This window comes from Terrisphaera buseokensis (genome assembly GCF_047521145.2).
GTDB lineage: Bacteria > Verrucomicrobiota > Verrucomicrobiia > Opitutales > Opitutaceae > ER46.
This window is the reverse complement of the sequence record NZ_CM134186.1, coordinates 3335834-3348868: the sequence shown is the minus strand read 5'-3', so window position 1 is coordinate 3348868 and position 13035 is coordinate 3335834. Positions and strand designations below refer to the sequence as shown.

10 protein-coding genes are annotated in these 13035 nt (G+C 65.8%); 5 read left to right on the top strand and 5 right to left on the bottom strand.

Translation table 11 applies throughout. The annotated features are described in order from the left end of the window. Positions 1-6 precede the first annotated feature (6 nt). From ACLJEU_RS12505 to ACLJEU_RS12485, 5 genes are all read right to left on the bottom strand, one after another. Positions 7-2346: a tetratricopeptide repeat protein gene (locus ACLJEU_RS12505; RefSeq protein WP_414663077.1), complete on the bottom strand. Its 2340-nt coding sequence runs from the start codon at positions 2344-2346 to the stop codon at positions 7-9. 267 nt (positions 2347-2613) lie between these two features. Further along, positions 2614-3453 (bottom strand): HDOD domain-containing protein, encoded by an 840-nt coding sequence (locus ACLJEU_RS12500; RefSeq protein WP_414663076.1) that lies wholly within the window; start codon positions 3451-3453, stop codon positions 2614-2616. Positions 3454-3571: 118 nt separating this feature from the next. Continuing rightward, positions 3572-4687, bottom strand: a complete 1116-nt coding sequence (locus ACLJEU_RS12495; RefSeq protein WP_414663075.1) for a DegT/DnrJ/EryC1/StrS family aminotransferase — start codon at positions 4685-4687, stop codon at positions 3572-3574. Further along, a complete protein-coding gene (locus ACLJEU_RS12490; RefSeq protein ID WP_414663074.1) occupies positions 4684-5163 on the bottom strand; it encodes an acyltransferase in 480 nt (159 codons plus the stop codon). Before ACLJEU_RS12490 ends, ACLJEU_RS12495 begins: the two co-directional genes overlap by 4 nt. 355 nt (positions 5164-5518) lie before the next feature. Then, positions 5519-7402, bottom strand: a complete 1884-nt coding sequence (locus tag ACLJEU_RS12485; RefSeq protein WP_414663073.1) for an O-linked N-acetylglucosamine transferase, SPINDLY family protein — start codon at positions 7400-7402, stop codon at positions 5519-5521. A 143-nt stretch (positions 7403-7545) separates the two neighbouring features. Between ACLJEU_RS12485 and ACLJEU_RS12480 the strand changes: the two genes are divergently transcribed. The 5 genes from ACLJEU_RS12480 (at position 7546) to ACLJEU_RS12460 (ending at position 13023) form a co-directional block, all read left to right on the top strand. After that, on the top strand, positions 7546-8475 hold the full coding sequence (locus tag ACLJEU_RS12480) for an HDOD domain-containing protein (protein ID WP_414663072.1): 930 nt from the start codon (positions 7546-7548) through the stop codon (positions 8473-8475). Between the two features lie 9 nt (positions 8476-8484). After that, on the top strand, positions 8485-10401 hold the full coding sequence (locus ACLJEU_RS12475; RefSeq protein ID WP_414663071.1) for a PAS domain S-box protein: 1917 nt from the start codon (positions 8485-8487) through the stop codon (positions 10399-10401). Positions 10402-10703: 302 nt separating this feature from the next. Next, positions 10704-11303: a hypothetical protein gene (locus ACLJEU_RS12470; protein ID WP_414663070.1), complete on the top strand. Its 600-nt coding sequence runs from the start codon at positions 10704-10706 to the stop codon at positions 11301-11303. Continuing rightward, positions 11300-12643 carry a tetratricopeptide repeat protein gene (locus ACLJEU_RS12465; RefSeq protein ID WP_414663069.1) on the top strand — a complete coding sequence of 448 codons (1344 nt, stop codon included), beginning with the start codon at positions 11300-11302 and terminating at the stop codon, positions 12641-12643. Before ACLJEU_RS12470 ends, ACLJEU_RS12465 begins: the two co-directional genes overlap by 4 nt. Then, positions 12640-13023 carry a protein-tyrosine phosphatase family protein gene (locus tag ACLJEU_RS12460; RefSeq protein ID WP_414663068.1) on the top strand — a complete coding sequence of 128 codons (384 nt, stop codon included), beginning with the start codon at positions 12640-12642 and terminating at the stop codon, positions 13021-13023. The genes ACLJEU_RS12465 and ACLJEU_RS12460 overlap by 4 nt, the downstream gene beginning before the upstream one ends. Positions 13024-13035 lie beyond the last annotated feature (12 nt).

The following is a 13035-nucleotide window of genomic DNA, read 5'->3' as shown; positions in this document are numbered from 1 at the left end:
GATACCTCAGCTCATTGCGAGCACGCGGGGATCCTCCGGCGCCACTTCCTGCAGGCACTGGAGCACCTCGCGGGCAATCTCCGTGGCACCCACGCGCTCGGCCAGTTCCAGCAGGGTCAGCAGGACCTCCACGTTGCGGCAGTCGAGGCGCAGGCACGTTTCCAGGACCTGGATGGCCTCGGCCACCTGGCGGTTTTCCCGGAGTGCGAGCGCGAGCGCGTACCACATCTCCGGCGTAGCATCGGACTGTTGCACCGCGGCCAGGAGATAGTCGACGGCGCGCGAGTGGCTGCCCTGCGCATAAAGCACCTGTCCGACAAGAAAGCGTGCCCGCTGATTGCGCGGCTCGGACCGGAGGCCCAGATTGCCCTCCAACGCCGCGGTCTCGAGGTCGCCGGTGGCATAAGCCGCCAGGCCGGCGTCGATTGTCTCGGTCGCGCTGTCGACGCCGAAGCAACGAATGGGATCCGTCTGGCGGCGGAATTCCGCGCGCCCCAGGGACGAGACTTCGTCGAACGCCGCTTCGAGCAATGCGCCGAAGGCGTCACTAGCCGCGAGCGCGTCCAAAAAGTCCGGCGGTGTCTCCAGTGCCGCGGCGATGCGCGTCCGCAGGCCGTTGCGCTGTTCGCCTTCCCGCGCGAGCGCGACGAGCAGCGGCCCGGTCGCAGGCACGTCGGCCGCCACCAGTTCACCGAGGCCCAGGGATTGCAGGAAGGCGGCCGGCGCGCCCAAGCGGGCGTCGGATGACGTCACGACGGGCACAGACGCCAGCAGCGCCTCGGCCACGGTCCAGCCTGAGAGACCGGGGGCCTGCGCATCCACGACGGCATCACAAATACCGATCAGCGCGCGGAGCTCATGGGGCCGCTGCGCCGACGTCGGAAACACGGTGACGCGATTCCGCTTGAGGTTCTGCTCACCGAGCGCGCGTTCCGTCGCCTGACAGAAACGGGCAACAAGTGAAGGGTCGCCGTCATGGGCAAACGCAATCGCGAGGTGCGCGTCCGCCGACTGCGCCAGCACGGACGTCCAGAGACGCAGCGTGGTCGCCGTCACGCCCGCGCCATCGACGACTGCAGCGAACAGCGGTCCCTGCGCCGGCATCCCCAGTTCCTCGCGCGTCGTCGTCGACCCAAGCGCCGCGGCACCGTTGCGACCGAAGGAAAAACAATGCGCCGGACCGCGTCGCACGCCAATGCGCTCGGAGAAGGCGGCCGCCGGTAACTCCACGCCGGATACAACCAGGTCGATTTCCGGCAGCCCGGTCGTTGCGCCGGAACGGCTGGTCACGACCTGCAAGGGCGCGATCCGATGGAGGGCAATCTCGCTCAGGGCGTTGAAATTGTGACTCAGGTCGCCGACGAACACCAGGGCGTCGAGCCGGGCGCTGCGCAGCAACTCCACGCGGGCTTGGGTACCCTCGGGGAGCACCTGCAGCCCGCGCGTGCGCCGCGTGCAGTAGCCCGACTCGGGCGAGTCCGAGGCGGCGAGCGGAAACAGGAAGACCTCAAACGACTTTGCGTCGAGCTGCTCGAAACCCGGCAGCGTTTCAAACAAGTCCGGCCCCGGAGCAAAGTCACGGGCCACGAACGCCACGCGCAGCCGGCGGCCGTGCCGCGCGACTGGTGCCGGCTCCGTCTCGACGGCTTTGCGCAGATGCAGATGGGCGAGAATTTTGCCGCGCACTTCGGCCTGCTGGCGGACGATCACGTCGGGAGCCGCGTGAAACGGCACGCGATCAGCCTCCAGGAAGGCATCAACGGCGGCGCGCACCGAAGCCGCGCCCGGATTGCGCCTCACCCAGCGTTCCAGATCCTGCAGGCGCTTCAGCCGCACCGGAGCGAGCAAGCCGGCATCGAACGCCGCGTATTGCGGCGGCAGGCTGAACAGCCACGCCGCATAGTCGCTCCAAAGCCAGTTCGGCACCGCATCGAGCGCGGGCGCCGTCATCAACTCCCACGAAGGCGCCTGCAGCATCGCCGCGATCACCCCCGCCCACCCGCGTCCCATGTTCCCGCTGGCTTCAACGAGATCCGTTCCGCTCGCCGGCAAATCGTAGCCGCCCACCGCCGTAACCGCTTTCACGATACCAAGCGTTTCGGCCACCCACGCATCATTGCGGTGCGGCCGGGTCTGGCGGACAATTTCGCGCGCTAGGGTGCGGAGCGTCATCCGAAATCCAGGCTGCGCAATCACGTTGGTGCCCGCCGTGCTGGCGTCGAACGCTTCACGCACCGCGGTCAGCGCGGCGTCGAGCCGGCCCTTCTCGTCCAACCCATTCGTAACTGGCGGTGAGGAGAGACCGCGAAGTTCCTCCGCGGGCGCGACAAGGGTCTCAGGCTGCATAGACCCGACCTATAGCAATCGGTAGACCTGCCCTACCGTCCAAGTTACTAACCTCTACTCCTGCGCGAGATAGAGTTTTCTAAGTAAACACCGTCCTTGTGGCGGGCAACGGTGTGCAGATGGGCCGGCAAGTTTTGCCGGGGACGTGCTTTACGTCGCAACGGCGCGCGGGCGTGCAGCGCGAGAACGGCTTTTCAGGCTCCGTTGGGACGACGGTGCGCCGACGGCGCGAAGCGCCATGCCAAGCTACGACGCAGGCCGCGTCGGTCAGGCGACGGCCGCGCGGACCGGCCCAAACGCCTCGAGCGCGACCCGGGTCGCGCCGTCCAGATCCGCTGCGGAAACTCCGCAAGCCTCCAGCTGCTCCGGCGTCGCGTTCCAGTAGAAGCGCTCACCCGGCCAGCCATGGCCGCACCGTTCTGCGGCACCCGAGGCAAAATTGAGCAAGCTGGCGAGACGCGACGCCTCCGTCGGCTGGTAGTGATGCCGGATCGCCTCGACGGTCGACGCCGGAAAGAGCCAGTCCGACATGATGATCTCGGCGGCCTCGCAATTGTTCATGCCCACGTTGGCCGTTTCCCAATCGGCCAGCGGGCCGCTGCCGCTCGACTCGTAGTCGCGATCGATCCCGGGCGTGCGACCCCAGCGGTCCAGCGCGATTTTGCCGATCGAACGCAGCAAGCCGACGGTGTACGCCGTCGAGGCGTCGACGCCCGCCGGGGCGGCGAGTTGCTCGACGATGAGGGCGGTCAGCAGCGCGTTTTCGCGAAACTGCGCCGCCGTCACGCCATAAAATCCGAGGCGGTTCTCCACGATTTGCGTCGTCGCGGCAAAACCGGTCAGTCGATAGATCTCGGTGAACCCCACGCGCAGCACCGCTTCCTCCAGCGTGCCGCAGGGATCGCCGGAGCTGTAAACGACGCTGTTCGCAATGCGCAAAAGCCGGGTCGTGAGCGCCGCGTCGCACTTCACCATCGAGGTGATGTCCTCGATGGGGGTGTCGACATCAGCCACCATCCGACCCAGGCGCGCCAGGATCATCGGCGCAGCCGAGAGGTTCCTGACGGCCCGAAGCAGCGATTCGCGGGGCGGCATCGTGGCGATCATGTCTTGCGCGATATCGGCACGCCCGGACCGGAGTTGAGCGATGTCGCGCAATTTGCGCGCGCCGGGACTGTTCCCGACGCGCTCAAAACGCAATCGACACCTGCAACTCCCGCCATCGTCAGGCAGCTGCCGGCGTGGCGAAGAACGCCTTGATGGCCGCGGCCACGGCGTCCTGCTGCTCGTTCGTCATCTCCGGGTAAATCGGCAGGCTGAGACATTCCTTCGCCGAGCGCTCGGCCACCGGGAAGTCGCCGACCTTGTGCCCCAGTGACGCGAAGCACTTCTGCAGATGGCAGGGCAACGGATAGTGCAGCGCACAGCCGATGCCGTTCTTCGTGAGGTACTCGCGCAGGGCGTCGCGCTTGGTGTGACGCACGACGTAGAGATGGTACACGCTCTCACCGTAAGCCGCCTCGACGGGCAGCGTAAGCGGCGTGCCCTTGAGCAGCGCGTGATAACGATGCGCCAGCTCACGCCGGCGGGCGGTCCAGGCCGGAAGCCGCTTCAGCTTCACGCCGAGCGCCGCGCCCTGGATGCCTTCCATGCGGTAGTTGTAGCCGATCTCGTCGTGGTAATAACGCTCGTACGAGCCGTGTTCGCGCAGGGCCTTCGCGCGCTTGTAGATCGCGTCGTCATTGGTGACGAGCGCCCCACCCTCGCCGCACGCGCCGAGATTCTTGCCCGGGTAGAAACTGAAACCCGACATCGCACCGAACGTGCCGACCGGCTTGCCCTTGTACTTCGCACCGTGCGCCTGCGCGGCGTCCTCGATCAGGGCGAGCTTGTGCTTCGCGCAGATCTGGAGAATCGGATCCAGGTCAACCGGGTGACCGTAGAGATGCACCGGCATGATGGCCTTGGTGCGCGGCGTGATCGCGGCTTCAATCTTCGCCGGATCGAGATTCATCGTGGCGGGATCGATGTCGACGTAGACCGGCTTGGCGTTCGTGTAGACGATGGCCCAGCTCGTGGCGACGAACGTGAACGGCGTCGTGATCACTTCGTCGCCCGGCCCGAGATTCAGGATGCGCGTGGCGACGTGCAGTGCGGAGGTGCCGCTGTTGAAACCGAGCGAGTACTTGGCGCCGGTGTAGGCCGCGAAGGCCTTTTCAAAGGCGTCGACCGCCGGCCCGAGGCAGAAGGAGCCGTTGTCCAGCTGTTCGGCAATCGCGCGATCGAGTTCGCCGCGAATCGATTGAGTCTGACCTTTGAGATCGAAGTATGGGACGTTCATGGGAGAGTGCGAAGAATGCGGGCGGGATTGCCGGCGACCACGGCGCGCGCCGGGACGTTTTTGGTGACGACCGAGCCGGCACCGATGACGGCTTCCTCGCCGATCGTGATGCCGCAAAGAATGGTGGCGTTGCTGCCGATGGCCGCGCGACGGCCGACGACCGTGGGCTCGCACTTCCAGTCCTGCGCGCCCTTCACGCTGCCGTCATCGTTGGTCGAGCGCGGAAACCGGTCGTTCGTGAACATCACGCCGTGACCGATGAACGCCTCGTCGCCAATCGTCACGCCCGAGCAGATGAACGTGTGGCTTTGAATTTTCACGCGCCGCCCGACTTTCACGTCCGACTGGATCTCGACGAACGGGCCCACGAAGGACTCGTCGCCAATTTCGCAACCGTAGAGGTTCGCGAAGCAGATGATGCGGACGTTTTTCCCGAGTTTGACGCTCGGGGCGATGCGGAGGGTGGATTCAGACATAGGAAGGACCGGGAGCGGAAACGTCGCGTGAGCTCAACTCACCGGCGAACATCGATCCGAAGCGGACCGATCCGGTGAAAACTGAAGCGGAGCACGAAACATGGATCAGAGAGTTGCAGCTAGGGTTCCAGACAATGTGGGAGCATCTCAAAACCTTAATAGCCATGGGTAAAGAACTCATTTTGCAAATGAGGTCATAGCAACCGGCAATCCCTGCCTACCCCTGAGGCAGGAGCGGCCCGCGTGCGACGCCACGCCGTCATGGCGGACCCGATACAGTCGGGAGTGCAGGCGGAAACCCAAGGCCAGGAATTGCGGATGCGGTGCCGAAGACGACATGGCTCGTGGGATTCGCTCAGGCGGCCTTGGTGGCGACACGATCACACCATTCGATCCAACACGTCCGCAGCGCGGCGCCAAAGCGCTGGGCCTGACCGGCGTGGTCCATGAGGGCCGAGGTGCGCACCTGCGCGCGGAGGCCGCGACGCTGCTCGTCGAGCCGGGTCACGTCCCGCGCGAGCCCGGCCGCGAGCCGCACAAAGTCGTCACGATCGCGGGCGATCCAGCCGGGTTGCCCGATCGCGGTGAGGAGGCTGACTCCGACGCGCGACCGGTGATCGTTGCCGGCCATGGTCAGCACCGGCACGCCCATCCACAGGGCTTCGCACGTCGTGGTGGTGCCGTGATAGGGAAATGTGTCGAGCGCGATGTCGATGTCATGATACAGCGCAAGATGCTCGGCGGCATCCGCGGTGCGTTCAATGAAGCTCACCCGATCAATCGGAATGCCGGCCCGCGTCATGCGCTCTTCATAACGCGTGCGTACCGCCGCCTCGCCCAGCCCCTTGCCTTTGACGTGGAGCCGCGACGCCGGCACGGCCTGCAGCACGCGGGCCCAGAGCTCGAGCGTCGCATCGGTGAGCTTCGCGAGATTGTTGAAGCAGCCAAAGGTAACGTGCCCGTTCCGTATCACCGGCGCAGCTACAACGTCCGGCGCATCGGCCGGCGGTTCGTACGACCATGCCGTCGGTGAGAAACGCACCAGCCGCTCCGTCGCAAACCCATCCGCGTCCCCCTCGGGATCAGCGATCGCGTCGGTGAAGCGATAATCCATCGCGGCGACGCCCGTGGTGTTGGGATAACCGAGGTATGAAATCTGAATCGGCGCCAGCCGGCGCGCCAGCAACGGCAGCCGGTTCAATCCCGTGTGCCCCGCGAGATCGATCAGGATGTCCGGCGCATCAGCCAGGATGGTCTTCTCGACCACCGGCGCGGGCTGGCCGACGAAGTTCCGCCACACGGTCGCGTGCGACCGCAGGCGTTCCGAAACCGTGTCCTCGCGGAAGTGGTCGTGGTAGAGATAAAGTTCGAACTGCTGGCGATCGAGGTGGCGCACGAGCGGCTCCAGGAAGAACGCGCACGAGTGGAGTCGCAGGTCCGGCGACAGCACGGCAATGCGCAGGCGTCGCTCGCGATCAGGGGCGTGGTTGAAAGCTGAATTCGCGACTTTCCCCACGGCCAGGCCGTAGGCGAGATGTTCGTCGCGCAATTGCTCGCGAGGCATGGAATCGAGGTAATGCAGCGCAAACAGCCGGTAGCTCCGCGCCTCATGGTGCTGTGGCTGCACCTTGAGGAAGCGGCCATATTCCTCGACGGCCTCCGGAATCCGGTGGGCCTGCTGCAAGGCCTGGGCCCGGCCGAAACGCGCGGTCGCGTAGCCGGGATCGGCCGCGAGCGCGCGATCATGACAACTGAGCGCCTCAAAGACCCGGCCGCTCAGACTCAGCGTCAGACCGTAGTTGTACCAGCCGTTCGCATACGCCGGCGCGATCGCCACCGCGCGCTGGTGACACGCAATCGCCTCGTTCAGCCGGTTCTGGGTTTTCAGGCAGTAGGCGAGATTGTCCCAGCCTTCATGAAAATCCGGTTTCACCTCGACCGCATGCCGCAGGTGTTTCTCGGCCTCGGCCGCGCGCTGCGCGCCGAGCAGAGCCAGACCATAGCGCATTTCACAGACGACGTGCCGGGAGTCGTGCCGGTGCGCGCGCCCGAGCAGTTCAATGGCGTCGGTGATCCGCCCCTGCTGATACGCAACCAGCCCCGAGAGGTGCAGCACGTCGAAATGCTTCGGGGCCGCACTTCGCGCCTGACGATACAGCGCCTCCGCGTCGGCGAGGCGGCCGGCGCGATGATGACCAATGGCGGATTGGAGCAGCGATTGGAGTTTGGCGGGAGACACGCGGCTTGGTGCACAGGGCCTTCGACTCGCAACCGTCAAATCTTTAATGGTTTCACCCTAAAGCGCGCTCTAATTCGGACCGATATTTCAAGGAACTGTAATCCGGGGCCGCAGTGCGATCCCTTCTCTCTCCCTCCCGACGCATGCCCACCACTCTCTCCGAACCGCCCAGTCCGCGGGCGACTCCCCTGGCAGAAGAGGACATCAAGCGCCGCATCGACAAGTGTCCCAAGCTGGCCTCCCTCGGCACCATCAACCGGGCCCTGAGCGAACTGGTCCGCTCCGAACAGAGTCTCAACTCGCAAATCGCCGAGGTGATCCGGCGCGATCCGTCCCTGTCCGCGCGCCTGTTGCGCATGGTGAACTCCGTCTACTTCGGACTCTCCACCCGCGTGAACAACATCGAGGAGGCGGTTTTTTTCCTCGGCCTCCGTCAGATTCGCGAGCTGTCGATGGCCACGCCGGTGCTCGAGGAACTCGAGGAGTTGCAGCAGAACACGGCGACCACGCTGCCGTGGAAGGAACTGTGGACCCACAGCATTGCCACGGCGATTCTCACGCGGGAGATCCTCGCTTCGACGCCGCTGCACATTGACGACGACACCGACTACCTGATCGGTCTGCTGCACAATGTGGGCAAGGTCGTCATGGCCTACGCCTTTCCGAATGAACTCCGCACCCTCATCGCCACGCCGGCGAACGGACCGGACGATCACTGCCGGCTCGAGCGTGAGCTGATCGGCTGGGATCACGCCCAGATCGGTGCGCACTACATCGCGCGCCACCAACTCTCCGAGGAAATCGTGTTCGCCGTTCGCTACCACACCGATCCGGATCGAGCGCCGCGTCACCGGCTCTTCGCCGCCGCGGTCCAGATTGCGGATCACGTGGTGCGTTACGCGGGCATCTCGGGCGGCTTCGAGCAGATCGAACCAGTGGTGGCCGACTCGTGGCTGACCCTGCCCGGTTGGAACATGCTTTACGGTGCCGACGGTCCCGAATCCATGCTCGCGCGCGCCTCCGTGGCCAACACGCTGCAACGCCTGCCGTCGATGCTGCAGGGCCTGATCTAATTCCGCGCCATGTCCGTCGTCATCAGCCTGCCCGCAGCCGGAGCAAACGGAAATTCGCCCTTCGAGGCCTGGCTCGGCGTCTGGGCCGCCAGCGCCGACATGGCTTACTGCCGCGATCTCAACGGCAAGATTCTCGCGGCGAATCTCGCCTTCGCCCGCAAGTTCGGCCGCTCGACCACGGTGATGTCGGACTTGCGCGTCGCCGATCTGCTGCATGCCGACGACGTCGGAGCGATGCAGGGCGTCACCGCCGATCTCACCCGCCCGCCCTTCCGCATGAACGCCGAGCACCGGTGGATGACGCCTCAGGGCGCCCGCTGGTTCGCGTGGGAGGAGACGGCCATGCGCGACGAGACCGGCACGATTGTCGCCATCCGGGCGGTCGGCCGCGACATCACGCGCCAGCGTCTCGCGGAAGAACAATTTTACCGGCTCTCGCGGGCCGTCGAGCAGTCCCCGGTTTCGATCGTCATCACCGATCTCGACGGGCGGCCGCAGTATGTGAATTTCAAGTACACGGCGGTGAGCGGACACACGCTGGAGGACATTCTCGATCAGAAGATCGAAGTGCTGCGGGACGGGCATCCCGACGCGGTGTCGTTCGAGAATTTCTGGACCACGGTGCGGGCGGGCGGCGAGTGGCGCGGCGAATTGTCGACCACCAGCCGCGATGGCGGCATCGTGTGGGAGTCGGTGAAGGTGTCGTGTCTCCGCGGCCCGACCGGCGACATCACGAACTATTTGTGCCTCCGTGAGGACATCACCGAGCGCAAGAAGCTGGAGCACGAGCTGCGGCAGGCGCAGAAGATGGAAAGTCTCGGCACGCTCGCCGGCGGCATCGCCCACGATTTCAACAACCTGCTCGCCATCATCAATGGTTACGCGGAGTTCTGCCAGCAGGGACGCCAGGAACCGGCCATCCTGCAGAAGAGCCTGCGCGAAATTCACCGCGCGGCGTTGCGCGCGAGCGGGCTCGTGCGGCAGATCCTGACCTTCAGCCGCAAGACCGACGTGCGTTTCTCGCCGGTCGACGTCAACCAGCTCTCGCGCGATCTCGTCGCGCTGCTCGCGGAGACGTTTCCCCGCACCGTCACCTTCCAGCTCGACCTGCAGGATCGGCTGCCGCCGTTGCTGGCGGATCAGAACCAGCTGCAGCAGATCGTGCTCAACCTGTGCGTGAACGCCCGCGACGCGATGCCGTCGGGTGGATCGATCGTGCTGTCGACCCGCACGCACCCCGGCAGCGGCCTGCGTCACCTCGGCGGCGACGCCTCGCAGGGTTACGCGTGTCTGGCCGTGGCGGATACGGGCACCGGCATGACGCCGGAGGTACGCCAACGGATTTTCGAGCCGTTCTTCACCACCAAGCAGGGCAACCAGGGCACCGGCCTCGGCCTGGCGGTGGTGTACGGCATCGTGGTCGCGCACCACGGCTTCATCGACGTGGACAGCACGCCGGGCGTGGGCAGCACGTTTCGCGTGTACCTGCCCCTCGCGGAAAACGCCGTCCCCGTGCCGGTCGCGGCCGGATCGAGCGAATTTCCCGGCGGCACCGAGTCGCTGCTCATCGTCGACGACGAGGAGTCGTTGCGCACCCTGCTTTCGACCGCGCTCACGCAGAAAGGCTACCAGACCCGCACCGCGGCGTCCGGCCTGGAGGCCATCGAGCTGGTCAGCGATCCTTCGGTGAAATTCGATGCGGTCCTGCTGGACTTGAACATGCCAGGTGCCAGCGGCATCGAGGTGCTCAAGGTCATCCGCGTGTGCCGGCCGTCGCTCCGCGTCATGGTCATCAGCGGGCACCTCACCATCGAGGCCCGGACGGAGTTCGAGCAGTTGGGCCAGCGCCTGTTCGTGCAGAAGCCGTACAAGCTCGACGAATTCGGCCGCAATCTGCGGACCTTGCTGGAGAACGCTGCGCCCTAGGGAAAACCAGGCAAAGCCTCCCGCGAACCACGCGAAGGGACGCGAATTTCTGCGATGGAATAGTCGCCGCCCGCGCTGCTTGAAGAACCTCCCTGGAGTGAACGCTCGTTCACTCTCCATTGCATCCGCGTCATTCGCGTCATTCGCGGGCCTCTGACGTGTTGCCGGCTAAGGGCTTCGGCAGCCGTGCCGGACCCGCGGGGGCCGAGATTTCATTTCAGTAGTTTCCACCCCGTGCCGATACCCACGACGGGCAATCTCAGGACCATCCATCACCATGGTACGTCTTTTACGTTTACGAAATGAATCACCGCGAACCACCGCATGCGTGGGCTCGCTGCACGAAGGCACTCTGCTGCCTCTCGCTGCTGCTTGGGCTCACCATGACGCCTCACGGCGTCCATGCCTTCCCCCGGCTGCACCTCGCTGGTGCAATCGTCGGACGCACGGCGGATCCGATTCCCTACCTCGTGGCCGCCGGAGCTCCTCCGTTGCGCTTTCAGTCGGCCCCCGTGCCGCCGGAACCCGCACCGATTCCAGCTCCGGTCACTTCGCCCGGCACCGTGCCGGCGACGCCCGAGACCACCTCCGCGCCGACGCCCGCCTCCCCGGCCACGTCGACTGCGGAACCCGTCGCTCCCGTGGCGCAGGCCAACGCTTCGACCGGCGAACCCTCTTCCACTGCGGAACCCTCTCAGCCTTCGGGAAAATCGCCTCCGGCGATCCTGCCCGATGACGTGCGGCCTTCCATTCGTCCCGAAGACTTCCTGCCGTTCTTCCAAGTCCCAGGTTCCGGTCGCCGACCGGCAACGGTAAACGTCGTGGTCCCGGCTCCCAATGCCGCCCCGGCGCCCGCCCCCCTGCCGCCCAGCTCCGCCACCTACACGCAAACACCCAAATGATCAGCCCTCGCCCGCCGCGGTTCCCACGCCTCTCCACGACGCTCTTTGTGTCGCTGGCCTTGCTGGGCGCCGCGGTGACGAGAGGCAGCACCCCGGCCCCCGCCCACGGGCCGGTGGAAGCTCCGCCGGTGCCGAAACCGGTGGAAACGCCCGTGCCCGTCGTCGCCGGACCGACGGCCGCAGAGAAGGCGACGACGTTTGCCGCCACCACGCGCGCGGCGAAAGCCACGTCGCGCAACGCCCTCATCCGCCTCGCTTCGACCCTCACCGAACGGGGTGACTACGATGCGGCCGAGGTCGCGTACCGGCAGATTCTCAACAATCCCACCGTCCCGGAAACGGATGTGAAGTCCGCCCTGCTCGGCATGGCTCACATGTACCGGACCAAGGGCGAGCTCACGAAGGCCGCCGCGATCTACGAGCGTTTTCTCGCCGAATACGCGACCGACGATCGCGCGCCCGACGCCCTGCTGAGCCTCGGCCGGACGCTGCGCAGTCTTGGCGTGCACAAGCTCGCGATTGCGCGGTTCTATAGCGTCATCAACTCGACGCTGAAGGTGGCCGGCGACGGCTTCGAGCGTTACCAGGTCCTCGCCAAGACCGCGCAGTTTGAAATCGCGGAAACGCATTTCCAGTCGGGCAATTTCGTCGAGGCCAACAAATTCTTCACCCGTCTCAGCCTGCTCGATCTCGCCCCGGCCGATCGCGCGCGCGCGCAGTTCAAGGCGGGATACGCACTGCGCCTCCAGGGCGAGCACGAGAAGTCCATCGGGATGCTCCGCAATTTTCTCGAGCAGTGGCCGCAGGACGAGAACGTGCCCGAGGCGCGCTATCTCCTCGCGACCACGCTGATGGATTTGAAGCGCCCGCAGGAGGCGTTCGCCGCCACGCTCGATCTGCTGCGCACGGAAAAGAGCCGCATCGCCGCCGACCCGAAGCGTTGGGCCTACTGGCAGCGCAAGACCGGCAATCAGCTCGCGAACGGTTTCTTCGAGACGGGCGACACGATGAACGCGCGCGCCATTTATGCCGGCCTGCTCGAGCTGTCCGCCGAGCCCACCTGGCAACTGCCGCTCACCTATCACCTCGCGCTCTGTTACGAGCGCCTCGGCGTGATGGACAGCGCCCGCACCGCGTATCAGACGATTGTGGACGCCGTCGCCGCGAAACCGTCACCCGATTTCACCGAACTCGCCACGATGGCGAAATGGCGGCTGCAGCACCTCGACTGGCGCGAAGGCGTCGGCCAGAAGATTTCCTCACTTTCCGATTCCCCCCAGAGCCGGACGGCGGCAACGTCGACGACGCCTCCTGCTCCGCCCAAATCTGCCACGCCATGAGCCAGTCCGAAGCCATCCACGCACACCACCTGCTCTGCGACGAGATCCACCAGTGTGTGCTCGATGAGAATCGCTTCCTCCGGCAGCAGCAGCGCGCCCCGGACGCCGCCTTCCTGGAGCGCAAGCGCACGCTCCTGACGCGGCTCGACACGACGCTCGCCACGCTGCGCACGCTGCCCGCGGCCTCGGCCCGCGATCCGGCCACGCGCGACGAATTGGAAAAAACGCGCGCCCGCATCCTCCAGATTCTCCAGCTCGACAAGGAAAACGAACAGCTGCTGCTGCGCTGCAGTCTTTCCAGCCATCGCCCGAGCGCCGCTACGCCGGCGCCCGCCGCGTCGGTCACAATGCTGCAGAAGATTTACGCCCGCTGCTCGTAAGCCGCTCCCGGG

Bases quoted from the DNA above. Each gene is read 5' to 3' on its own strand.
- ACLJEU_RS12505 (WP_414663077.1), bottom strand. From the start codon at position 2,346: ATGCAGCCTGAGACCCTTGTCGCGCCCGCGGAGGAACTTCGCGGTCTC.
- ACLJEU_RS12500 (WP_414663076.1), bottom strand. From the start codon at position 3,453: ATGATCGCCACGATGCCGCCCCGCGAATCGCTGCTTCGGGCCGTCAGG.
- ACLJEU_RS12495 (WP_414663075.1), bottom strand. From the start codon at position 4,687: ATGAACGTCCCATACTTCGATCTCAAAGGTCAGACTCAATCGATTCGC.
- ACLJEU_RS12490 (WP_414663074.1), bottom strand. From the start codon at position 5,163: ATGTCTGAATCCACCCTCCGCATCGCCCCGAGCGTCAAACTCGGGAAA.
- ACLJEU_RS12480 (WP_414663072.1), top strand. From the start codon at position 7,546: ATGCCCACCACTCTCTCCGAACCGCCCAGTCCGCGGGCGACTCCCCTG.
- ACLJEU_RS12475 (WP_414663071.1), top strand. From the start codon at position 8,485: ATGTCCGTCGTCATCAGCCTGCCCGCAGCCGGAGCAAACGGAAATTCG.
- ACLJEU_RS12470 (WP_414663070.1), top strand. From the start codon at position 10,704: ATGAATCACCGCGAACCACCGCATGCGTGGGCTCGCTGCACGAAGGCA.
- ACLJEU_RS12465 (WP_414663069.1), top strand. From the start codon at position 11,300: ATGATCAGCCCTCGCCCGCCGCGGTTCCCACGCCTCTCCACGACGCTC.
- ACLJEU_RS12460 (WP_414663068.1), top strand. From the start codon at position 12,640: ATGAGCCAGTCCGAAGCCATCCACGCACACCACCTGCTCTGCGACGAG.